This is a genomic window from Streptomyces sp. SGAir0957 (assembly GCF_043523415.1).
This window is the reverse complement of the sequence record NZ_CP027293.1, coordinates 7518630-7541936: the sequence shown is the minus strand read 5'-3', so window position 1 is coordinate 7541936 and position 23307 is coordinate 7518630. Positions and strand designations below refer to the sequence as shown.

The following is a 23307-nucleotide window of genomic DNA, read 5'->3' as shown; positions in this document are numbered from 1 at the left end:
TGATCAGGGGTGCACCCGGATGACTGGAGACCACCATGGATCGCTCGTCCGAGCCCACCGGGGCGTCGCCCGAGCCCGGCACAGGGACCACGCCCGCCGACGGCGCGACGCCGTACGCGGGCGGCGGCGCTCACGAGCACCGCTGGCTGATCCTCGCCGTCATCGGTATCGCGCAGCTGATGGTCGTCCTCGACGCGACGATCGTGAACATCGCGCTGCCCTCCGCGCAGAAGGATCTCGGCTTCAGCGACGGCAACCGGCAGTGGATCGTCACCGCCTACGCGCTCGCCTTCGGCTCCCTGCTCCTGCTCGGCGGGCGCATCGCCGACCTCATGGGCCGCAAGGCGGTGTTCATCGCGGGCCTGATCGGCTTCGCGGTGGCCTCCGCGCTCGGCGGCGCGGCGCCCAGCTTCGGGGTGCTCGTCTTCGCCCGCGCCCTGCAAGGTCTGTTCGGCGCGCTGCTCGCACCGGCCGCGCTCTCCCTGCTGACGACGACGTTCACCGACCCGCGTGAGCGCGCGAAGGCGTTCGGCATCTACGGCGCCATCGCGGGCGCGGGCGGCGCCGTCGGCCTGCTGCTCGGCGGCATCCTCACCGAGTACCTGGACTGGCGCTGGTGCCTGTACGTGAACCTGCTGTTCGCGGCCGTCGCCATCGTCGGTGGTATGCGGCTGCTGCACGGCGGCCGCCCCAAGGACCGGCCCGAGCTGGACGTGCCCGGCACGGCCCTCGTCACGGTCGGCCTGTTCTGCATCGTCTACGGGTTCTCCAACGCCGAGTCGCACCACTGGGGCTCGTTCCTGACCTGGGGCTTCCTCGTCATCGGCGTGCTGCTGCTCGCCGCGTTCACCTGGTGGGAGATGCGGGCCCCGCATCCGCTGCTCCCGCTGCGCGTGGTCCTCGACCGTGACCGCGGGGCGTCCTACCTGGCGATGTTCCTCTCGGGCGCGGGCATGTTCGGCGTGTTCCTGTTCCTGACGTACTACCTGCAGCAGATCCTCGCGTACTCGCCGGTCATCACCGGTGTGGCGTTCCTGCCGATGGTGGCGTGCATGGTGTTCTCGTCCGTCGTCACGACGAACTACCTGGTGCCCATGCTCGGCCCGAAACCCATCGTGCCGCTGGGTATGGCCCTGACCGCCGGTGGCATGGCGTGGCTGACCGCGCTGGATCTGCACAGCACCTACGCGGCGCACGTGCTGCCGCCGCTGCTCATCGCCGGTATCGGCCTGGGTCTGATCTTCGCCACGGCGATGAACCTCGCGACGGCCGGGGTCGAGGCGCACGACGCGGGGGTCGCCTCCGCGATGGTCAACACGAGCCAGCAGGTCGGCGGTTCGATCGGCACGGCCCTGCTCAACTCGCTCGCCACGAGCGCCGCGACCAACTACCTCAAGGGCAAGCAGCCCTCGCCCCTCACCCAGGCGGAGGCGTCGATGGAGAGCTACTCGACCGCGTTCTGGTGGTCGGCGCTCTTCTTCGCCATCGGCTTCGTGGTGACGCTCGTGCTGTACCGGCCCGGCGTCCCGAAGTCCGCCGCGACCGACGGCGCCGCGCACATGTGACCCCGGCGCGCCCGGGTGTACCGGTTCGGCTCCGTCATTCAGCGGGCATACCCCCTCTGCAAAGTCCACCCGTCCGGCCACGCGCCGGACGGGCGGCACTCACCGCGGCGGGGCGGACGGACCAGGGGCACACCAAGGGGGAAACAGCCATGCGCGGCATACCGTACGAGGCGTATCAGGTGGACAGCGAACAGCTCGCGACGGCGTTCGTCCAAGTGGCGCACGCCGCTGTACGAGGCGGCTCACAAGCGCTGAACGCCCTGGTCGGAAGCTGTATATCGCTGCTCGACATCCCCTCGGCGACGGCCGTGCTCAAACCGCCGACGGGCCGGGTCGAACTGGCCGCGTCGGACAGCAGGGGCCTGCGTCTGGAGCGGGCCTCGCTGTCCTGGGGCGAAGGCCCCGGGCCGGACTGCCGGGCCTCGGCGCAGCCCATCCGCGGCGTGCCCCTGGCACATCCCTACGCGCGGGCCAACTGGCCGTCGTACACGGCGATGGCGCGCTCGCTCGGCTTCGAGTGCGTGGTGGCGGTGCCGCTGCGCGCCCCGGACCGGACGGTCGGCTCGCTCAGCCTGCTCTCGGAGCGGTCGGGCCCGCCCGGCGCGCTGCAACTGCGCCTCGGCCAGCACCTGGCGGACGCCACGGCCCTCGGTGTCCTGCCCCGCGACCGGAGCTGAGAGCGCCTGGGGGTTCTCCCCCGGGCGGGTCGGAGGACAGCCTCGTTCCAGGGCCCCGGACGCGTCCCTACCGTGGATCACGCACGAGCGGCACAGGGGCAGGGCGGGCCAGGGGGCGGAATGATCAAGGAAGCCAGGGATCGGGGTCGCACCCGGATCTTGGGGCGCGCCAGGAGGTACGGCCGCACCGGCGCGTCCTCGGGCGCCGCGATGCGTGAGCGGCCGACCCTGGGCACGGTCCTGCGGGCGCCCCTGACGCGGCGGGCGTGGGCGGAGGCGGCTTACAGCCTCCTGTCCTACGTCCCCGCGGTCGCGGGATTTTTGCTCGTCCTGGTCGCCCTGGCCCTGGGCACGGCGTTCACGCTGACCCTCGTCGGCGCGGTCCTCGGCGGACTGTTCCTGCTCGGCGGCCTCGCCCTGGCCCGCTCCCTCGGCGCGCTGCAACGGCGCCTGGCGAACGCCCTGTTGGGGGAGGCGGTCCCGGCGCCGGGCGTACCCCCGTCGGGCGGCGGGGTCTTCGCGCGCGCCGAGGCCCGGCTGCGGGACGCGGCGGCGTGGCGGGCCGTCGCGTACCTGGCGGTGAAGCTGCCGCTGGCGCTGGTGAGCCTGTACGCGGTGTCGTGGTGGGTGGTCGGGGCGGTCAACCTGATCGCGCCGGTGCGGTGGGTGTTCACACCGGACGACCTGCACCTGGTGACCCCGTTGCCCTGGGGCGGCTCTCCCGCGCTGCGCTCGCCGGGCGCGGCGTTCGCGGCGGCCGTCGTGGGGTGCGCGGTGCTCGTGGCCGCTCCGTGGCCGACCCGCGCGGCCGTCGCCGTGGACCGCCGGCTCGTACGGGCGCTGCTCGGCCCCGACCGGCTCGCCGAGCGCGTACGGGACCTGGAGGAGACCCGGGCCCTCGCGGTCGACGAGGCCACCGCGCGGCTTCGGCGCCTGGAGCGCGACCTGCACGACGGGGCGCAGGTCCGCCTCGTCGCCCTCGCGATGAGCCTGGACATGATCCGCGAACAGCTCGACACCCGGGACCGCCCCGGGGTGCGCCGGCTGGTGGAGACGGCCCGGGACAACGCGGCGGCGGCGCTGACCGAACTCCGCGACCTGGCGCGCGGCCTGCACCCCGCGGCCCTCGACGGCGGTCTCGCGGACGCCCTGACGACGCTCGCGGCCCGCGCGCCGCTCCCCGTCGACGTGCGCGTGGACCTCCCCGCGCGGCCGACCCCGGCGATCGAGTCCCTCGCGTACTTCTGCGCGGCGGAGCTGCTCGCCAACGCCATCAAGCACAGCGGGGCGCGGCACTGCCGGGTGGAACTGGCGTCCGGCGAGGGCACGTTGCGCCTGCGGGTGACGGACGACGGGCGGGGCGGGGCGCGGATCGTCCCCGAGGGGGGCCTCGCGGGCCTGGTCCGGCGGGTGCGGACGGTGGACGGGACGCTGGAGGTGGCGAGCCCGCCGGGCGGCCCCACGTCGGTGTCGGTACAGTTGCCGCCCCATGCCTGACCGGAGGCTCGCTGTGCGCGTGGTCGTCGCCGAGGACGCAGCCGTCCTGCGCGAGCTGCTCACCCAGATGCTCACCCTGCGCGGGCACGAGGTCTGCGCGGGCGTCGCCGACGCCGACGGGCTGCGCGCCGCGGTGGCGGAGCACCGGCCCGATGTGGCGGTCGTCGACATCCGGATGCCGCCGACCCACACCGACGACGGGCTGCGGGCCGCGATCGACGTGCGCCGCGAGCACCCCGGCACCGGCGTGCTCCTCTTCTCCCAGTACATCGAGACGAAGTACGCCACCCGGCTGCTGGCCGAGGGCTCGGCGGGCGTCGGGTATCTGCTGAAGGAGCGGGTGGCGAACGTCGCCGAGTTCACCGACGCGCTCGCCCGCGTCGCGGCGGGCGGCACCGCGCTCGACCCCGAGGTGGTGACACAGCTGGCCGGTGCGGGGCGGCGGACGGCGAAACTGGGCTCGCTCACCGGCCGGGAGCGGGACGTGCTGACCCTGATGGCCGAGGGCCGCTCGAACGCGGCGATCGCCCAGTCCCTGCACGTCTCGGCGGGCACCGTCGAGAAGCACGTCGCGGCGGTCTTCGGCAAACTCGGACTGCCCCCGTCGGAGGACCACAACCGCCGGGTGCTCGCGGTCCTCCAGTACTTGCGCGGAGAATGACCGTATGGCTGACGGCACGACGAAGCGCACGAAACGCAGCGCGGGCCTGCTCCTCTTCCGCCGCGCCCCCGCCGGGCCCGAGGTGCTGCTCGGGCACATGGGCGGCCCGTTCTGGGCGCGCAAGCACGCGGGGGCGTGGAGCGTGCCCAAGGGTGAGTACGAGCCGGACGAGGCACCCTGGGACGCGGCGCGGCGCGAATTCCAGGAGGAGTTGGGGCTGCCCGCGCCGGACGGGACCCCGCTGCCGCTCGGCGAGACGGTGCAGTCGAGCGGGAAGCGCGTCACCGCGTGGGCGGTGGAGGGGGACTTCGACCCGGCGGAGATGGTGCCGGGCACGTTCACGATGGAGTGGCCGCGCGGTTCGGGCCGGATCGCCGAGTTCCCCGAGCTGGACCGCGTCGCGTGGTTCGGCCTCGACGCGGCGCGCGAGGTCGTCGTGAAGGCGCAGGCGGTGTTCCTGGACCGGCTCGCCGAGCACCTCTGATCGCCGGGTCCCGCGGCCACGTCTGACGGCGATTCCTCCGGGTACGCGGGGACATCCCGCGTTGCGCTCCCGTGCGCCGCGCGGGAAGGTCGAAGAAACCCGCTCAGGAGGTCGCCCCATGCCCATCGCGACGGTCAATCCCGCGAACGGCGAGACGCTGAAGACATACGACGCCCTCTCCTCCGAGGACATCGAGCAGAAGCTGGCCCTGGCGGCCCGGACGTTCGACTCGTACCGCACGACGACGTTCTTCGACCGGGCGAGGATGCTCCAGCAGGCAGCCGACCTGCTGGACGCCGACACCCCGGACATCGCGCGCGTCATGACGACGGAGATGGGCAAGCCGATCGCGGCGGCCCGCGCCGAGGCGGCGAAGTGCGCGAAGGCTATGCGCTGGTACGCGGAGAACGCCCAGCACCTGCTGGCCGACGAGCACCCCGCCGAGTCCGACGTCCAGGACTCGGGGGCGTCCCGCGCTGTCGTGCGCTACCGGCCCGTCGGGGTCGTGCTCGCCGTGATGCCGTGGAACTTCCCGCTGTGGCAGGTCGTCCGGTTCGCCGCGCCCGCCCTGATGGCCGGGAACGTGGGCCTGCTCAAGCACGCCTCGAACGTCCCGCAGACCGCTCTCTACCTGGAGGACCTGTTCCGCCGGGCCGGATTCCCGGAGGGCTGCTTCCAGACGCTCCTGGTCGGCTCCGGGGAGATCGAGAACATCCTGCGCGACGAGCGCGTGGCGGCCGCGACCCTGACGGGCAGCGAACCCGCGGGCCGCTCCGTCGCCTCGATCGCGGGTGACGAGGTGAAGAAGACGGTCCTGGAGCTGGGCGGCAGCGACCCGTATCTGGTCATGCCGTCGGCGGACATCGCCAAGGCGGCGAAGACGGCGGTGACGGCCCGGGTGCAGAACAACGGTCAGTCGTGCATCGCGGCGAAGCGGTTCATCGTGCACGAGGACGTCTTCGAGGAGTTCCGGGACGCGTTCGTGGCGGGGATGCGGGAGCTGACCGTGGGTGATCCGCTCGACGAGTCGACGGACGTCGGCCCGCTCTCCAGCGAGCAGGGCCGCAAGGATCTGGAGGAGCTGGTCGACGACGCAGTGGAGGGCGGCGCGACCGTGCTGTGCGGCGGGCAGCGGCCGAAGGAGCTGGCGGACCGCGGCTGGTTCTACGAGCCGACGGTCCTCACGGACATCACGCCCGAGATGCGGATCCACCGCGAGGAGACGTTCGGCCCGGTCGCCACCCTGTACCGGGTCGCGGACCTGGACGAGGCGATCGCGGTCGCCAACGACACCCCGTTCGGCCTCAGCTCCAACCTGTGGACCGGGGACGAGGACGAGATCGAGCGGTTCGCCCGCGACAGCCAGGCCGGCGGCGTCTTCGTGAACGGCATGACGGCCTCGCACCCGGCGCTGCCGTTCGGCGGCGCGAAGCGGTCCGGGTACGGGCGCGAGCTGGCGGGCCACGGGATCAAGGAGTTCTGCAACATCACGACGGTGTGGGTCGCGGCCTGAGCCGTACGCAGGGAGAGTTCCTCAATCGATCGAAACGCTCAACTTGGTCGATCCTCTTGAGCGTTTGAAACTCCGGATGCTAGAAACCGCTTACTCCCAGCGGTCACTCCAGCATCCGGAGCCTTTCATGACGTCGCAGACGCCCTCCTCACCCTTCCCGCACTGGTCCCGGCGCGGCTTCCTCGGCACGGCGGCGGCCGCCGGGGCCGCCCTCGCCGTCGGACTCCCCCGGCAGGGGGTGGCCGCCGCCGCGGACGAGGGCGACGAGTTCGCCGCCCTGCGGGCGAAATGGCGGGCGCTGTACCTCGGTGAGGGCTTCAGCCCCACCGCCGAGCCCTTCAGGTCGAAGCTCGCCACGCTCGGCACGCAGGCCAGGGCGTGGCGCGACGCGATGGCCCCGGCGGACGGCTCATTGTGGCCGGACGCGGTGTTCGGCGACCCCGACCCCGACACGGACACCGAGTCGTACGGCTACTCGGAGAAGATCCAGACCAGCTACGAGCGCGTCCGGCTGATGGCGGAGGCTTTCTGCCAGCCGGGGACGGGCCTGACCGGCGACGCGTCGCTCAGGACCGCCGTCCTCACCGCCGTCGACCACCTGAGCGCGCAGGTCTACAACAAGTCACAGGCCCAGTACGGCAACTGGTACAACTTCCAGATCGGCGCCCCGCAGCGGCTCCTCGACATCGCGATCCTGATGTACGAGCACCTCGGCTCGGACCGGTTGACGGCGGCGGTCGAGGCGATCGACCATTTCGTGCCGGACTCGCTGGTCGCGAAGTACACCGGTACGAGCACCGGCGCCAACCGCATCGACCTGTGCCGTGTCCTCGCCCTTCGCGGCATCCTCGACGGCACGGCGGCGAAGGTCGCGCTCGCGCGGGACGCCATCTCGCCGGTCTTCCCGTACGTCACCTCCGGCGACGGCCTGTACGCCGACGGCTCGCTGATCCAGCACACCTACGTGCCGTACACCGGCTCCTACGGCGCCGTCCTCATCGACGGCCTGAGCAAGCTGTTCGCGCTGCTCGGCGGCTCCACCTGGGCGATCACCGACAGCGGGCGGCAGATCTTCCTGGACTCGGTGGAGGACGCCTACGCCCCGTTCCTGCACGACGGGCTGATGATGGACAACGTGTCCGGGCGGGCCATCAGCCGCGGCCTGGTCGCCACCGACCCGCTGAGGATCCAGCAGGACGACCACGCGCGCGGGCACGCGATCATCGCCTCGATCCTGCTGCTCGGGCAGGGCGCGAGCGCCGAGGAGAACGCGCGCTGGCGGGCGCTCGCCAAGGGCTGGTACACGCGGGACCACTACAGCGACGTGACGAGCGGCCGCACGCTCGGGGTCGCCGCGCTGTCCCGCGTGACCTCGCTCCTGGCCGACTCCGCGGTGAAGCCGGCCGCCGAGCCGACAGGCCACCACGTGTTTCCGTCGATGGCGCGGGCGACACACCGCGGCAAGACGTTCACGGCGTCCGTCTCCATGTCCTCGAAGGCGATCACGTTCTACGAGAACGGCAACGGCGAGAACGTCCGGGGCTGGCACACCGGGTCGGGCCTGCTCTCCTGGTGGGCCGAGGGCTCCGGAGCGGCGGGCGGCGGCCAGTACAGCGACGGGTACTGGCCGACCGTCGACCCGTACCGGCTGCCCGGCACCACGGTCTCGCGCAAGCCGCTCGCGGACGCGGAGGGCGGCGCGTGGGGCGTGGCCCGGCCGGACACGACGTGGGTGGGCGGCGCGACGGACGGCACGTACGCGGCGCTCGCCCAGGACGTGCGCGGCCTGTCGTCGACATTGCGGGCGAAGAAGTCGTGGTTCTTCCTCGACGACGCCGTGGTGTGCCTGGGCGCGGGCATCACCAGCGCCGACGGGGCGGGCGCGGAGAGCGTCTTCGACACCCGCAACCTGGGGGCGACCGGCACGGCACGCCTGACGGTCGACGGCCACGCCCAGCCGACCCGCCACCCCTGGAACGCGACGTTCCCGCGCGCGCGGTGGGCGCATGTGGCGGGCCACGGCGGCTACGTCTTCCCCGGCGGTACGTCCCTGACGGCGTTCCGCGAAGAACGCACGGGCACCTGGAAGTCGATCAACGGCGGCGGCTCGGCCGACCCCGTCACACGCCGCTACGTCTCCCTGCTCGCCGACCACGGCACCGACCCCACGGACGCCTCCTACGCCTACGTGCTGATGCCGGGCGCCACCGAACTGCGCACGGCGGCGCGGGCCCTCGACCGGAACTGGCTGCGCGTCGACGCCAACTCCGGCGCCCGCCAGGGTGTCCGCGTCCCGTCCCTCGGCTTCACCGGCGCGACGTTCTGGGAGCCCGGGACGGTCGGCCGGGTCACCGTGGACGCCCCGCTGATCGTGCAGATCCGCGAGAAGCGGGACGGCACGGCGACGGTCACGGTGGCCGACCCGAACCGGTCGGTGAAGGCGGCCACGCTGGTCTGGCGGCGCCCGGTGCGCGCGGTGACGTCGAAGCCGGGCACGGTGACGGGGGCGACGACCGGCAGCGAACTACGCCTGTCCTTCGGTGACTTGAGCGCGACGGGCGGGATCTCGCAGAAGGTGACCGTACGGCTGAGGTGACGGTACGGACGGGGTGACGGCACGGATGAGGTGACGGCACGGATGAGGTGACGGCACGGAACAGGTGGCAGTCCGGCTGAGGTGACCCTCCGCTGGGGCGACCGTTCACGGGGCGGCGGCGCAGGACGCGCGGATGTGCAGCTGCGGCAGGACGTCGATGTGCTGACCCGGTTCACCGGCGCCGACGGGCGCGGTCAGCCGGGACAGGAGGAGTTCGGCGGCGCGGCGGCCCACGGTGCGTTTGGCCGGGGCCACCGCGGTGAGCGGCAGGTCGGCGAGGGCGGCGATCTCGTCGTCGTACGTGATCACGGAGAGGTCCTCGGGCACCCGGACGCCGTGCGCCCGGAGGCGGGGTACGAGGACGAGCGCGTCGGCGTCGCTGTGCAGGATCGCGGCGGTCACCCCGCGCTCCCCGACCGCGTCGCGCAGGAACGCGAAGGCGCGGTCGAACCGCTCGGACTCCGTGGCGGCGGGCTCCCTTGGCGGCGGCGGTCCGGGGACGCCGCTCAGCCCGAGCGCCGCGACGGCCGCCTCGTAGCCCTGCCGCAGCTGGGCGCTGGTGGGCGACTCCTGGGCGGCCAGGGTCAGCGTGCGGTGGCCGAGCGAGGCGAGGTGGCGGACGGCCTCGGCGGCGCCGTGGGCGTGGTCCGAGCGGACCCGGTCGAGGGCGGCGGCCGGGTGGCCGTGCGGGGCCGACCGCTCGACGAGGACCGTCGGCACGGGCCGCTCGGTGATCCGCAGCCCCTCCCCCGGGCCCGGCACGCCCCGCTCCCAGCTGGGCGTCAGGAGCAGCCCGTCGGCCCCCGCGTCGAGCAACCGGTCGACCTGGACGGAGTCCTCGCCGGGCAGGTACCGCGACAGGGCCACGACGAGGCGGGCGCCACGCTCCTCCACGGCCTCCCGGGCGCCGCGCACGACTTCGGCGTAGTAGTACTCGGTGGTCGGCACGACCATGCCGATGACGGCGCCCTCGGCGGATGCCCCGGCCGGCTCCGGGGACGCGGCGGTGTCGTCCTCCCCCGGCCACACCACCGCGCCGTGCAGGCGCTGGAGCCTGCCCTGCGCGGCGAGCGTCTCGACGTCGCGGCGCAGCGTGACCGGCGAGACGTCCAGCTCACGGGCGAGATCGGCGACGCGCAAGGTGCCGCGCTCCCGCAGCAGTTCCAGCACGCGCGCGTGGCGCCGATCGACGTGCAGCCGCATGAGTCCGGCCCTCCCCGCTGGTCCCTGCCCCGGCCCGCCCGCCGACTTCCCCGGACGGCCGCATCATCGTATCGATCACATGCGCTCAGAACGATCCGTCGGCAGGACGGAGCGGGGCTGTACGACGCGGGGCGGGACGCGGCGTGCGGATCATGAAGACGTCCACCGGGTCCTGCGACTCCAGGACGAAACCGTGCCGTTCGTACAGGCGCCGGGCCGGGCTGCCCGTGAGCACGTTGAGCCGGACGGCCCGGCTGTCCGCGTCGGCCCGGTCCAGGAGGCCGCGCAACACGGCCGAGCCGAGTCCGCGGCCCTGGAGCGCGGGCGCGAGGTAGAAGTGCTCGAGGAGCAGCCGGTCCCCGTCGGGCCGCAAGGTGACGCACCCGGCGAACGAACCGTCCGCCTCGACCACGGACGTGAGCCCCGGAGCGAACGAGTCCCGGAACCGCTGCCGCACCCGGTGCGGGTCGTACCGGCCGAGCCGTTCGAGATCGGGGCGCATGACCACGGCGCGCAGTTCGACTATGGCCTCGATGTCGTCCGCCCCGGCGGGCCGCAGTGACCAGGCGGGAAGGCTCGTACGGTTGTTCACGGCCGCAGTATCGCAGCGCGTCGCGGGCGGTCCTGGTGCGCGGGCGGTCCTGGTGCGGCGTACTCAGGGCAGCAGGCCGCTGGGGATCTCGCTGGGCAATCCGGAAGGCAGTTCCGACGGCAACGCGCTGGGCAGCTCACTGGGGAGTTCGCTCGGCAACTTGCTCGGCAATCCGCTCGGCAATGCGCTCGGAAGCTCACTCGGGATGCTCAGCGAGGGCGAGGGGCGGGCTGTCCGGTCCTGGTCGCCAGGGGACTTGCCGTCACCGTCGTCCGAGGAGCGCGTCACCAGGATCACGACAACGGCGACGACCACGGCGAGGCCGACAAGGGCGGCGAGCACCAGATAGGGGCGCCGCCCCGGGCCGCGCGGCCCTCCGGGCGGCCCATGGGGTGGCGGCCCATCGGGCGGTGGCCCATCAGGTGGTGGCCCACCGGGCGGTGGCCCTTCAGGTGGTGGCCCATCGGGCGGTGGACCTTCAGGTGGTGGCCCACCGAACGACCCTCCGGCCGGAGGTCCGAACCCGCCGCTGCCCGGGGGCGGTGGGTCACTGGGCGGCCAGGGCGGCTGCTGCGGAGGTGGCGGGGGCGGCGGAGGCGTGGCCATACGCCCAGAATCCCGGCCGTGGCGCCGCCGCGCGACCCTTTGGCGACAATGCGCGTTGGCGACAATGCGCGTTGGCGACAATGCGCGCCCTAGGAAGGGAAGTTGAGCCCTTGGCTACGGCAGGCGCGTGCCCCCTCACGCGACAAGGCGGCTCCCCGGGGCATCACACGCCCCGGGGAGCCGCCTCCGTTCACGTACGGGCTCAGCCGCGTGCGGCCAGCAGGTGGTCCATCGCCAGCTGGTCCAGGCGCTCGAACGCCATGCCGCGCTCGGCCGCCGCGTCCACGTCGAACTCCTCGAACGCGGACTTGTCCGCGCGGAGGCCGGCGAGGCCGTCGGCCGCGGTCGGCTGCGCCAGCTCGTCCAGGCGCGACGCGCGCAGCGCCTCCTGGACCTCCGGGTCGGCGCGGAAGGCGGCGGCGCGGTCCTTGAGGATCAGGTAGTTGCGCATGCAGCCCGCGGCCGACGCCCAGACGCCCTCGAAGTCCTCGGTCCGCGGCGGCTTGAAGTCGAAGTGGCGGGGGCCCTCGTACCCGGCGGTCTCCAGGAGGTCGACGAGCCAGAACGCGGCGCGCAGGTCACCCGCGCCGAACCTCAGGTCCTGGTCGTACTTGATGCCGGACTGGCCGTTGAGGTCGATGTGGAAGAGCTTGCCGGCCCAGATCGCCTGCGCGATGCCGTGCGGGAAGTTGAGCCCGGCCATCTGCTCGTGGCCGACCTCGGGGTTGACGCCGTACATCTCCGGGCGCTCGAGGCGCTCGATGAAGGCGAGGGCGTGGCCGACGGTGGGCAGGAGGATGTCGCCGCGGGGCTCGTTCGGCTTGGGCTCGATGGCGAACTTGAGGTCGTAGCCCTGCTCGATGACGTACTCGCCGAGCAGGTCGAAGGCCTCCTTCATCCGGTCGAGGGCGGCGCGCACGTCCTTGGCGCCACCGGACTCGGCGCCCTCGCGGCCACCCCAGGCGACGTACGTCTTGGCGCCGAGTTCGGCGGCGAGGTCCATGTTGCGCATGGTCTTGCGGATCGCGTAGCGGCGGACGTCGCGGTCGTTGGCGGTGAAGCCGCCGTCCTTGAAGACGGGGTGCGTGAACAGGTTCGTCGTGGCCATCGGCACGACCATGCCCGCGGCGTCGAGCGCCTGCCGGAAGCGCTTGATGTGGCCCTCGCGCTCGCTGTCGGAGGAGCCGAAGGGGATCAGGTCGTCGTCGTGGAACGTGACGCCGTGCGCACCCAGCTCGGACAGGCGCTGCACGGACTCGACGGGGTCGAGCGCCGGCCGGGTGGCGTCGCCGAACGGGTCTCGGCCCTGCCAGCCGACCGTCCAGAGACCGAAGGTGAACTTGTCGTCGGGGGTGGGCTGGTACGTCATCTTGCGGCTCCCTCGCCGTTCGCGGACATGGCAATGTCGTGCCGCCCGCCTATTTCGTCATGGCGCTTTACAAATTAGTATGCGGGCACGCCGCTGGGAAGAGCCACTCCCGGTACCGCCGGAAAATCAGGAGAGCCGCATGTCAGCTGCCGAGGGCCCCCTCGGGCCGTACGTCGTCGGGGTGGACAGCTCCACGCAGTCCACGAAGGCCCTGGTCGTCGATGTCGCCACCGGCGAGATCGTGGCCAGCGGGCAGGCCCCGCACACGGTCACCTCGGGCGCGGGGCGCGAGAGCGACCCCGAGGAGTGGTACACCGCGCTGCGCACGGCGCTCGCCCAATGCGGTGACGCGGCGCGCCAGGCGTCCGCCGTCTCGGTCGGCGGGCAGCAGCACGGCCTGGTGACGCTCGACGCGCGGGGCCGCCCGGTGCGTCCCGCGCTGCTCTGGAACGACGTGCGCTCCGCGCCGCAGGCCCGCCGCCTGGTGGAGGAACTGGGCGGGGCGAAGGTGTGGGCGGACCGGTTCGGCAGCGTGCCCGGGGCGTCCTTCACCGTGTCGAAGTGGGCGTGGCTGGCCGAGCACGAGCCGGAGGCGGTCCGCGCGACGGCGGCCGTCCGCCTCCCGCACGACTATCTGACGGGACGCCTCATGGGCGCCGGTACGGGTACGGGTACTGGCGCGGGTCCGGGTATGGGTCCGGGTTCGGGTACGACGGATCGCGGCGACGCGTCCGGCACGGGATGGTGGGCGTCGGCGACCGAGGCCTACGACGAGGAGATCCTCGGGCACGTCGGACTCGACCCGGCGCTGCTGCCGAGGGTGGTCGCACCCGGCGAGGTCGCGGGCACCGTCCAGGACGACGACCTGCCGTTCTCCAAGGGCACGCTGATCGCCGCCGGCACCGGGGACAACGCCGCCGCCGCGCTCGGCCTCGGCCTGCTCCCCGGCACCCCCGTCCTGAGCCTCGGCACGTCCGGCACGGTGTACGCGGTGTCGCGCCGCAGGCCGACGGACCCGACCGGCACCGTCGCCGGTTTCGCCGCCGCGCACGGGGACTGGCTGCCGCTCGCCTGCACCCTGAACTGCACCCTCGCCGTGGACCGGATCGCCTCGCTGCTCGGCCTGGACCGGGAGGCCGTCGAAGGAGGCGGCACGGCGACGATCCTGCCCTACCTGGACGGCGAGCGGACGCCCGATCTCCCGCACGCCTCCGGCCTGCTGACGGGCCTGCGCCACGACACCACCGCCGGACAACTCCTCCAGGCCGCGTACGACGGTGCCGTGCACGCCCTCCTCGACGCCCTCGACCGCGTCCTGGACGACGACGCCGACCGCTCCACGCCGCTTCTGCTGATCGGCGGCGGCGCGCGCGGCACGGCCTGGCAGCAGACGGTACGCCGCCTCTCCGGCCGCCCCGTCCAGGTCCCCGAGGCCCGCGAACTCGTCGCCCTCGGCGCCGCCGCCCAGGCCGCGGGCCTCCTCACCGGCGAAGACCCGGCGGCGGTGGCGCGCCGCTGGAACACGGCACGGGGACCGGTCCTCAACGCGGTGGAGCGGGACGAGGCGACGCTGGAGCGGGTTTCGGGGGTGCTGCGGGGGGCGGCGGGGTTGCTGGAGGGGAGCTGAGGGGCGGGCGCCGCCGGGCATGTTCGGGCTGGTTCGGGGTGCGCGGGGCGCCGTGATCCGGGCGCCAGGTGGGGGCGGGTCTGCTCAGGGCCCACGCCTGGCTGTCCGGCACGCAAGCCGTTCGGTTCTGGCCGTCAGGCCTGCGCGGGAGTCCGGGTACGGCCGGCAAGCACCCAGGCCGCCCGGACCGGGGCGCCCTGCGCACGCTGGGCGTCAAGTTACCGGGCCTACCCGGGGCCGCCCGGCTCTGGGCGTCAGGCGCTGCGCCGGGTGCTCGGCCCAGACGCTCAACCCGTCCGCGAGGCGCCGCGCCGGCGCCCCCGTCGCCGACCTGCGCGTGGCCGCGCCCGTCCACCCTGGGAGCATGACCGCATGACCGCACCATTGCACCGTCCCCGGGCGGGGACGCCCGACAATCAGCAGGGCATGCGTCGGCGCAACCTGTCCCGCGTCCTGCACGCCGTCGCCGCCGAGGGCCCGTTGTCGCGGGCCGCTGTGGCGGGGCGGATCGGGCTGACCCGGGCCGCCGTCTCCACCCTCGTCGACGAGCTGATCCGGGCCGGTCTCCTGGAGGAGCTCGGCCCACAGCGACCCGGCGGGGTGGGCCGGCCCGGGTCCGCGCTCGCGGTCAGCGGCCAGGGCCCCGCCGGGCTGGGCGCCGAGGTGGGCGTCGATCACCTCGCGGCGTGCGCGGTGGACCTGCGCGGCGAGGTACGGGCCCGGGCCGAACTCCGGGTCGGCAACCGGGGGCGCGCGCCCGGCCCCGTACTCGACGACCTGGCCGCGCTGGTGCGGCAGGTCACCGAGGAGGCCGCGGCCGAGGGGCTGCGTCCGGCGGGGCTCTCCGTCGCGGTGCCGGGTCTGGTGGCGCGCGGCACGCACACCGTCGTCCGCGCCCCGAACCTGGACTGGCACGACACGGACGTGGCCGCACTGCTGCCGTGCGAGGTACCGCTGCGCGTCGACAACGAGGCCAACTTCGGCGCGCTCGCCGAACTCTGGCTCGCCGCCGATTCCCCGGCGGACTTCCTGCACGTCTCGGCGGAGATCGGTATCGGCGCGGCCCTCGTGGTGGACGGCCAACTCCTGCGCGGTACAAGGGGGTTCGCGGGCGAACTGGGACACGTCCCCGTCCGCCCCGACGGCCCGGCCTGCCCGTGCGGCGGACGCGGCTGCCTCGAACAGTACGCGGGCGAGGAGGCGGTCCTGCGCGCGGCGGGCGTCGCACCGGGCGCGGACCGTGTCTCGCTGCTGGCGGAACGGGCCGAGGCGGGCGACGCGGCGACCCGGAGCGCCCTGCGGGACGCGGGCACCGCACTCGGCATCGCGCTGACCGGCGCGGTCAACCTGCTCGACCCGCGCGCGGTGGTGCTCGGCGGCGCGCTGTCCCGTCTCGCACCGTGGCTGCTCCCCTCCCTGGAGAGCGAGTTGACGGGCCGCACGGCGACCCCGTCGGACGGCGTCGCCGTCTCCCGGTTCGGCTCGGACGGCCCGTTGCTCGGCGCGGCGTACTCGGTGGTGCGGGCGGTGCTCGATGACCCGATGGGTGTGGTGCGGGCGGCGTAGCCGACGGGGCGGATGGCGTGGCCAGTGAGATGGGTGACGTAACCGGCGGGACGGGTGACGGGGCCGGGGCCCACGGAATGGGCGCCGGAGCCGTCGACCGGACCCGCCGGAGCCGTCGACCGGACCCGCGGGGCCGCCGGGGCCGCCGGGGCCGCCGGGACCGCCGACAACAACATCGCCGCCACTGGTTCGGACCTCTGACGTGCGGTGTTCACATCGCGCGGGTTATCCACAGGCGCCCCGCACCCCCTTCCGCGCCAACCGGCGAGCCCCGTAACGTACTTCACGCGAGGCGCCGAATCCCCTCCCGTCCGAACGGGTGGCGGCGTGCGCACGGGGAGGGGATTCTCATGAGCGACCCGCGGATGCTCACCGTCCGGCCGGAACCCGGGACGTACGCCTGGACGTTCGGCGGCGCCCCGCCCATCGCCCGTATTGCGCCGGGCACGGTCCTGGACCTGTTCACGGAGGACTGTTTCGCGGGCCGCGTCCGCTCGGAGAAGGACCTCGTGTCGCAGGTGTGCGAGTTCCCGTACCTGAACCCGCAGACGGGCCCGTTCCACATCGAGGGCGCCGAGCCGGGCGACACGGTCGCGGTGCACTTCGTGTCGATCGAGCCCGCCCGGGACTGGGCCGCGTCCACCACCGTGCCGCTCTTCGGGGCGCTGACCTCCACGCACACCACGGCCACGCTCCAGCCGCCGCTGCCGGAGACGGTCTGGATCTGGGAGCTGGACCGTGCGCGCCGCACCGCCAGATTCACGGCGCGGGACAGCGCGTTCACGGCCGAGCTGCCGATGGACCCGATGCACGGCACGGTCGGCGTCGCGCCGGCCAACCTGGAGGTGCGCTCCGCCCTCGTCCCGGACGCGCACGGCGGCAACATGGACACACCCGAGATGCGCGCGGGCGTCACCTGCTACCTCGGGGTCAACGTCGAGGGCGCCCTGCTGAGCCTCGGTGACGGACACGCGCGCCAGGGCGAGGGCGAGACGTGCGGCGTCGCCGTCGAGTGCGCGATGCGCACGGTCGTCGTCGTGGAGCTGCTCAAGGGTGTGGCCACACCCTGGCCGCGCATCGAATCGGACACGCACATCATCTCGACGGGTTCCGCGCGCCCTCTGGAGGACGCCTTCCGGATCTCTCAACTGGACCTGGTGCAATGGCTCGTCCGGGACTACGGCTTCAGCGAGCTGGACGCCTACCAGTTCGCGACGCAGACCGTCGAGTCGCCGCTCGCGAACGTCTGCGACACCAACTACACGTGCGTGGCCAAGCTCCGCAAGGAGTGGCTGCCCGCGCGCGAGACGCACCGCGGGCTGCACGCGCGGTTGCGCGAGATAGCGACGACCTTGCCGCGCCCCGAGCGCTGAGCACGGTCGCCGCTCTGCCCCCTCTCCCCCACGCCCCACACCCCCGCACCTCCGCACCTCCGCACCTCCGCACCTCCGCACCTCCACGGCTCCACGGCTCCACGGACCCCCCATGAAAGGCACCCCCACGAAAGGCAGGACCGTCATGGACCAGGCAAGACACCCCTCCGGCAACTCTCGACGGCACCACCCCGGCCGCCGCCGGCTTCTCCAGGCAGGGGCCGCGGCCGCGATCCCCGGTGTGCTGCTGCCCGCGGGCCGGGCCGGTGCGCAGGCGCGGGCCGTCGACTACCCGTCGGCGGAGTCCGTCCCCGCCAGCACGTCCAACTACACGGTCTCCAGCCGCCCGTCCTCGTACCGGATCGACTACGTCGTCATCCACGTCACGCAGGAGACGTACGCCGACGCGGTCAAGATCTTCCAGAACCCGGCCAAGCAGGTGTCCACCCACTACCTGGTCCGCTCGGCCGACGGGCACATCGCGCAGTGCGTACGGGAGAAGAACATCGCCTGGCACGCGGGGAACTGGGACTACAACACGCGCAGCATCGGCATCGAGCACGAGGGCTGGGTCGACAAGCCCGCGTACTTCACCGACGCGATGTACGAGGCGTCGGCGGCGCTGACCGCCTCGGTCTGCGCGCGGTACGGGATTCCCATGGACCGGGAACACATCCTCGGCCACGTCGAGGTGCCGGGGACCGACCACACCGATCCGGGCCCGTACTGGGACTGGTCACGGTACATACGGATGGTCAACTTCGCATAGCGGTGGTTTGCTGACGGCGGTCCAGGCCCGGCTTCTTGTGGGCCCGCGTCCGCGGAGCGACGATGTTCCCACCGCATCGCCGTGCCGCGCCGCTGCACCGCCCCGCCGTACCTGGAGGCCGACTTGTCCGATCCCTGGGTCGCCCTTGAGCCCGGCGCCGATCCGGCCGAGCGGGTCCGGGCGCTGCGCACCGCCCATGACCGGTTCACGGCGGCGGGCACCGTCGCCCGCCCGGTCCGCCCGGTGGTCGCCGACTCCTGGCGCCGTTCGGCGGGCGCGCACGTGAACCCGGACGCGTCGGCGGCGGTGGAGCTGACCGACGGCGATCTCGGGGCGTACCGCGCGGAGCACCCCCTCGCACGGGTGATGCCGCTGTTCCGCGAGCTGATGGGCACGTTCGCGACGGACGGCGAGCATCTTCTGGCGGTGTGCGACGCCCAGGGACGCCTGCTGTGGGTCGAGGGGCATCCGTCGACCCGGCGCAGGGCGGGCGGCATGAACTTCGTGCCGGGCGCCCGCTGGTCGGAGTCGGCGATGGGGACCAACGCGCCGGGCACGGCGGTGGCGGTGGACCGGCCCGTGCAGGTCTTCGCCGCCGAACACTTCATCCGCCGGGTGCAGCCGTGGACGTGCGCGGCGGCCCCGGTGCACGACCCGCACTCGGGGCGGCTGCTCGGCGCGGTCGACATCACCGGCGGGGACGGGCTCGCGCACCCGCACAGCCTGGCGTTCGTGCAGGCGGTGGCGCGCGCGGCCGAGTCCCAGCTGGCGCTGCTCACGCCGGCGCCGGTGAACCGCCCCGCCCTGCGCCTGTTCGCCCTGGGTCGCGACGAGGCGCTCCTGCTCACGTCGTCCGGCCACAAGATCCGCCTGAGCCGCCGCCACAGCGAGCTGCTCGTCCTCCTCTCCCGCCACCCCCAGGGCCTGACCGGTGACGAACTGCTCTGCCGCCTGTACGAGGACGAGTCGGTGACCCCGGTGACGTTGCGGGCCGAACTCGCGCGTCTGCGCCGGGTGCTCGGCCCCGATGTGCTGACGTCGCGCCCGTACCGGCTGACGGTTCCGGTGGAGTCGGACCTGACCACGGTCGAGCGGCGCCTCGACACGGGCGCGGTGACGGCGGCGGCGTCCGCGTACACGGGCCCGCTGCTCCCGGCGTCGCAGGCACCGGCGGTGGTCCGGCTGCGCCGCGAGCTGGCGGACGGGCTGCGCGCGGCGCTCATCGCACGCGGCGACCCGGACCTCCTCTCCGACTGGGCGCACGCCCCGTGGGGCGAGGACGACCTGGACGTGTGGCAGGCGCTGGCGACGGTCCGCCCGACCCCACCGATCCTGTCCCGGCTCGCCGCGCTCGACGAGGACCAGGGGAGCGCCTGGGGCCCGCACGCGATGTAACGAGGCGACGCAACGAAGCGACTCAGCGACGCGCCTCACCCCCACCGATCGACACAGCTCCCGGTCCCCCACGCAACGTGGCTGCAACGTCCGGATCCCTAGCCTCCACGGCGACGGCCGCCCAACGGCGGGTGGCCCGCAAGGAGAGGCCAGCCAAGATGACCCGTTACTCCGCGCCCGGCACCGAGGGCTCCGTCGTCTCCTACCAGGCCCGTTACGACCATTTCATCGGCGGCGAGTACGTTGCGCCCGCCCGCGGCCAGTACTTCGAGAACCCGAGCCCGGTCAACGGCCGGCCGTTCACGGAGATCGCGCGCGGCACCGCGGAGGACGTCGAGCGCGCCCTCGACGCCGCGCACGCCGCCGCGCCCGCCTGGGGCCGCACCTCCGCCGGGGCCCGCGCCGACATCCTCAACAAGATCGCCGACCGGATGGAGGCCAACCTCGAACAGCTCGCCGTCGCCGAGACCTGGGAGAACGGCAAGCCGGTCCGCGAGACGCTCGCCGCCGACATCCCTCTCGCCATCGACCACTTCCGCTACTTCGCGGGCGCGGTCAGGGCGCAGGAGGGCAGCCTCTCCGAGATCGACGACGACACGGTGGCCTACCACTTCCATGAGCCGCTCGGCGTGGTCGCGCAGATCATCCCGTGGAACTTCCCGATCCTGATGGCGACGTGGAAGCTGGCCCCGGCGCTCGCGGCGGGCAACGCGGTCGTCATCAAGCCGGCCGAGCAGACCCCGGCCTCGATCCACTTCTGGCTGAGCCTGGTCTCGGACCTGATCCCGCCGGGCGTCGTGAACGTCGTCAACGGCTTCGGCGTGGAGGCGGGCAAGCCGCTGGCCTCCAGCGCACGCGTGGCGAAGGTCGCTTTCACGGGCGAGACCACGACAGGCCGCCTGATCATGCAGTACGCCTCGGAGAACATCAAGCCGGTCACGCTCGAACTCGGCGGCAAGTCCCCGAACATCTTCTTCGACGACGTCTGGGCCAAGGACGACGACTTCCGCGACAAGGCGCTCGAAGGCTTCACGATGTTCGCCCTGAACCAGGGCGAGGTCTGCACCTGCCCGTCCCGCGCGCTCATCCAGCAGGGTCACTACAACGAGTTCCTCGAAGCGGCGGTCGCCCGCACCGAGGCCATCAAGCCCGGCCACCCGCTCGACACGGAGACGATGATCGGCGCCCAGGCCTCGAACGACCAGCTCCAGAAGATCCTCTCCTACCTGGACATCGGCCAGCAGGAAGGCGCGAAGGTCCTCACCGGCGGCCAACGCATCGAGTACGACGGTGAACTGGCGGGCGGCTACTACGTCCAGCCCACCATCTTCGAGGGCTCCAACCGGATGCGCGTCTTCCAGGAGGAGATCTTCGGCCCGGTCGTCTCCATCGCCTCGTTCGCCGACTACGACGACGCCATCAAGATCGCCAACGACACCCTGTACGGCCTCGGCGCCGGCGTCTGGACCCGCGACATCAACACGGCCTACCGCGCGGGCCGCTCGATCCAGGCGGGCCGAGTCTGGACGAACTGCTACCACGCGTACCCGGCGCACGCGGCGTTCGGCGGCTACAAGCAGTCGGGAATCGGCCGCGAGAACCACAAAATGATGCTGGACCACTACCAGCAGACGAAGAACCTCCTCGTGTCGTACTCGGCGCAGAAGTTGGGCTTCTTCTAGACATCAAAAAAGGGCGCCTGAGCAGGGCATTTTCCCGTCAGGCGCCCTTCACGGAGCGCTACTAAGCGGCAGGGAGAAATACACCCCTACTCCCGATATCTCCCACCGGTGTCCCACCCCTGACCAGCTGTTCCGGGGCATTTCCGGGCCAGGATCCCGCTAAGGCCCCCTCCTCGTCGTCCGCCGGGGCTTCCCATCGACGCATCGACTCCTCGATCAGACTGTTGGCGTGGTTTCGTGCTTCGGCGAGAAACTTGGCGTAGTAGCGGAAGAGAACCTGGATGCTCTGTCCCGCTCGGCGCGCGCACTCCGCCGGGTCGACTCCGGACGCGAGCCAGAACGAGATGCCGGCGTGGCGAAGGTCGTAGGGGCGCTTCGTCAACTCAAGGGCATGTTCGTCGAGGGTGAGAGCTGCCTCGCGCGCCCGCCCCCATGTGATGCCATACGCTGCGGCCTCGACGTAGTTGTTCTTTCCATTGCGGAAGAGACGCCCATCTGGGGCGACTCCGAAGCGTTCTATGTGTTCGCGAAGCATGCGCACGAGCACGGGCGGTATGGGCACCGGCCGCGTGGCCTTGGCCGCTCGTCGCTTCAGCGAGTGGATCTCATAGACATCGCCGTCATCTGTCCAGCTCTTCCCAGCCGTCACGACGCCCCCCTTCAGGTTGAGCAGCCCCCAGCCGCTCGCCGGTAGGCGGCATTGAGACTTCTGCAGATGGATGACCTCAGCCGGACGCATGGCCGCGTAGTACATGCAGCCGAAGAATGCGTACAGGTGCGGGCCTCGACCAGGCAGAGCTCTGGCAGCGGCGAGCAGTCGTGCCACTTGAGCCGGGTTCGGCACGCAGTCGGGATCGACTTGGTCGGCGACTTCGGGGGCGGTCCACGGTCACGTCCCCTGTGGTGGTGTAGTCGTTGGGAGTTCGTCTCGAGTGTCGTGGTCCGTGTAGATCGCGTCCATGCTTCCTTCGGAGAGGTAGCGGCGGGCGAAGGCGATCCATTCGTCGTGCATCTCGCTGAGCACGGCGGTTGTCAGCCGTAACAGGGCTTCGGGGTTGGGAAAGACCTGCACGACGTCCGTGCGCCGCTTGATCTCCCGGTTGATCCGCTCCAGCGGGTTCGTGGACTGGATCTTCTTCCAGTGCTGGGCGGGGAAGACCGCGAAGGCGGTCAGGTCCTCCTTGGCATCGAGGAGCATCTGGCTGACCTGCGGGAACTGCCGGACGAGCATGTCGGCGACGGTGTCGAGCTGCTGGCGGACCAGTTCCGCGGTGGGCTGGGCGAAGATGGTGCGGATCGTCGCGGCGACCATCTCGCCGGATCCTTTCGGGATCACGCCGAAGACGTTGCGCAGGAAGTGCACGCGGCAGCGTTGGTAGGCGGCGCCGAGCATGATCTTGCGGATCGCGGCGACCAGGCCGCTGTGGTGATCGGCGATGACCAGGCGGACCCCGGCCAGGCCGCGTGAGCGCAGGGAGCGCAGGAATGCGGCCCAGAAGACCTCGGTCTCGTTGTCGCCGACCATGACGCCCAGCACCTCGCGGTTGCCGTCCTCGGTGATGCCGGTGGCGATGACCACGGCCTGGGAGACGATCTGGTGGTTGACGCGGACCTTGCAGTAGGTGGCGTCAAGGTAGACGTAAGGGAAGCGGGTGTGACTGAGCGGCCGGTCGCGGAAGATGGCCAGCTGGGTGTCCAGGTCGCCGCAGATCCGGGAGACCTCGCTCTTGGAGATGCCGCTGTCACCGCCCAGCGCTTTGACGAGGTCGTCGACCGACCGGTTGGAGACGCCCAGCACGTATGCCTCCATGATCACGGCGTAGAGGGCCTGATCGATCCGGCGCCGTCGCTCGAGCAGGCTGGGGAAGAAGGCCCCGGTGCGGACTTTGGGAATGGTCAGGTCCAGATCGCCGGCCTGCGTGGTCAGCAGCTTGTCCCGGTGCCCGTTGCGCCAGGTGATCCGGGTCTCGGCGTGCTCGCCCGGCTCGGCGCCGATGTGGGCGCTGGCCTCGGCCTCGATGAGTTCCTGCAGGATCCGCTGGGCCAGGACCCTGATCAACTCGATTCCGTCCGCCGTACGCAGTGACTCCATCAGCCGGAGTAGGTCATGCTGGGACAAGGCCATCGTGTCA

At 72.4% G+C, this 23307-nt stretch carries 19 protein-coding genes; 13 read left to right on the top strand and 6 right to left on the bottom strand.

Annotated features, from left to right (window positions below; translation table 11 throughout):
- Nucleotides 1–35: 35 nt before the first annotated feature.
- The 7 genes from C1N81_RS39025 to C1N81_RS38995 all read left to right on the top strand — a co-directional run bounded on the left by C1N81_RS39025 (nucleotide 36) and on the right by C1N81_RS38995 (nucleotide 8993).
- Nucleotides 36–1565 (top strand): MFS transporter, encoded by a 1530-nt coding sequence (locus tag C1N81_RS39025; protein WP_394436128.1) that lies wholly within the window; start codon nucleotides 36–38, stop codon nucleotides 1563–1565.
- Between the two features lie 149 nt (nucleotides 1566–1714).
- The gene (locus C1N81_RS39020; RefSeq protein WP_394436127.1) at nucleotides 1715–2242 is read left to right on the top strand and encodes a GAF domain-containing protein; all 528 of its coding nucleotides are present in this window, start codon (nucleotides 1715–1717) and stop codon (nucleotides 2240–2242) included.
- Nucleotides 2243–2362: 120 nt separating this feature from the next.
- On the top strand, nucleotides 2363–3739 hold the full coding sequence (locus tag C1N81_RS39015) for a sensor histidine kinase (protein WP_394436126.1): 1377 nt from the start codon (nucleotides 2363–2365) through the stop codon (nucleotides 3737–3739).
- Nucleotides 3732–4400, top strand: coding sequence for a response regulator transcription factor (locus C1N81_RS39010; RefSeq protein ID WP_394436125.1), 669 nt, complete (start codon nucleotides 3732–3734; stop codon nucleotides 4398–4400). Before C1N81_RS39015 ends, C1N81_RS39010 begins: the two co-directional genes overlap by 8 nt.
- A 4-nt stretch (nucleotides 4401–4404) precedes the next feature.
- Nucleotides 4405–4884: an NUDIX domain-containing protein gene (locus C1N81_RS39005; protein ID WP_394436124.1), complete on the top strand. Its 480-nt coding sequence runs from the start codon at nucleotides 4405–4407 to the stop codon at nucleotides 4882–4884.
- Between the two features lie 118 nt (nucleotides 4885–5002).
- Complete coding sequence (locus tag C1N81_RS39000) at nucleotides 5003–6397, top strand: NADP-dependent succinic semialdehyde dehydrogenase (protein ID WP_394436123.1); 1395 nt, start codon at nucleotides 5003–5005, stop codon at nucleotides 6395–6397.
- A gap of 127 nt (nucleotides 6398–6524) precedes the next feature.
- Entirely contained in the window at nucleotides 6525–8993 is a 2469-nt protein-coding gene (locus C1N81_RS38995; RefSeq protein WP_394436122.1) for a polysaccharide lyase 8 family protein, read from the top strand.
- 105 nt (nucleotides 8994–9098) lie between these two features.
- Here the strand turns inward: C1N81_RS38995 and C1N81_RS38990 are convergent, their stop codons facing one another.
- The 4 genes from C1N81_RS38990 to xylA all read right to left on the bottom strand — a co-directional run bounded on the left by C1N81_RS38990 (nucleotide 9099) and on the right by xylA (nucleotide 12763).
- On the bottom strand, nucleotides 9099–10196 hold the full coding sequence (locus C1N81_RS38990) for a substrate-binding domain-containing protein (protein WP_394436121.1): 1098 nt from the start codon (nucleotides 10194–10196) through the stop codon (nucleotides 9099–9101).
- Nucleotides 10197–10281: 85 nt separating this feature from the next.
- Entirely contained in the window at nucleotides 10282–10788 is a 507-nt protein-coding gene (locus C1N81_RS38985) for a GNAT family N-acetyltransferase (protein ID WP_394436120.1), read from the bottom strand.
- Nucleotides 10789–10851: 63 nt separating this feature from the next.
- Complete coding sequence (locus C1N81_RS38980) at nucleotides 10852–11130, bottom strand: hypothetical protein (protein ID WP_394436119.1); 279 nt, start codon at nucleotides 11128–11130, stop codon at nucleotides 10852–10854.
- Between the two features lie 466 nt (nucleotides 11131–11596).
- Nucleotides 11597–12763, bottom strand: a complete 1167-nt coding sequence (gene xylA, locus C1N81_RS38975; protein WP_394436118.1) for a xylose isomerase — start codon at nucleotides 12761–12763, stop codon at nucleotides 11597–11599.
- A gap of 139 nt (nucleotides 12764–12902) precedes the next feature.
- Between xylA and xylB the strand changes: the two genes are divergently transcribed.
- From xylB to C1N81_RS38945, 6 genes are all read left to right on the top strand, one after another.
- Nucleotides 12903–14390: a xylulokinase gene (gene xylB / locus C1N81_RS38970; RefSeq protein WP_394436117.1), complete on the top strand. Its 1488-nt coding sequence runs from the start codon at nucleotides 12903–12905 to the stop codon at nucleotides 14388–14390.
- 372 nt (nucleotides 14391–14762) lie between these two features.
- The gene (locus C1N81_RS38965; RefSeq protein ID WP_394436116.1) at nucleotides 14763–15956 is read left to right on the top strand and encodes an ROK family protein; all 1194 of its coding nucleotides are present in this window, start codon (nucleotides 14763–14765) and stop codon (nucleotides 15954–15956) included.
- 350 nt (nucleotides 15957–16306) lie between these two features.
- On the top strand, nucleotides 16307–17329 hold the full coding sequence (locus C1N81_RS38960; protein WP_394436115.1) for an acetamidase/formamidase family protein: 1023 nt from the start codon (nucleotides 16307–16309) through the stop codon (nucleotides 17327–17329).
- A gap of 145 nt (nucleotides 17330–17474) precedes the next feature.
- Entirely contained in the window at nucleotides 17475–18098 is a 624-nt protein-coding gene (locus C1N81_RS38955) for an N-acetylmuramoyl-L-alanine amidase (RefSeq protein ID WP_394436114.1), read from the top strand.
- Between the two features lie 123 nt (nucleotides 18099–18221).
- Entirely contained in the window at nucleotides 18222–19493 is a 1272-nt protein-coding gene (locus C1N81_RS38950) for a GAF domain-containing protein (RefSeq protein WP_394436113.1), read from the top strand.
- Between the two features lie 158 nt (nucleotides 19494–19651).
- Nucleotides 19652–21175 carry an acetaldehyde dehydrogenase ExaC gene (locus tag C1N81_RS38945; protein WP_394436112.1) on the top strand — a complete coding sequence of 508 codons (1524 nt, stop codon included), beginning with the start codon at nucleotides 19652–19654 and terminating at the stop codon, nucleotides 21173–21175.
- A gap of 61 nt (nucleotides 21176–21236) precedes the next feature.
- Here C1N81_RS38945 and C1N81_RS38940 read toward each other — a convergent pair whose 3' ends face one another.
- Complete coding sequence (locus C1N81_RS38940) at nucleotides 21237–21929, bottom strand: site-specific integrase (RefSeq protein ID WP_394436111.1); 693 nt, start codon at nucleotides 21927–21929, stop codon at nucleotides 21237–21239.
- Between the two features lie 135 nt (nucleotides 21930–22064).
- On the bottom strand, nucleotides 22065–23300 hold the full coding sequence (locus C1N81_RS38935; RefSeq protein ID WP_394436110.1) for an IS256 family transposase: 1236 nt from the start codon (nucleotides 23298–23300) through the stop codon (nucleotides 22065–22067).
- Nucleotides 23301–23307 lie beyond the last annotated feature (7 nt).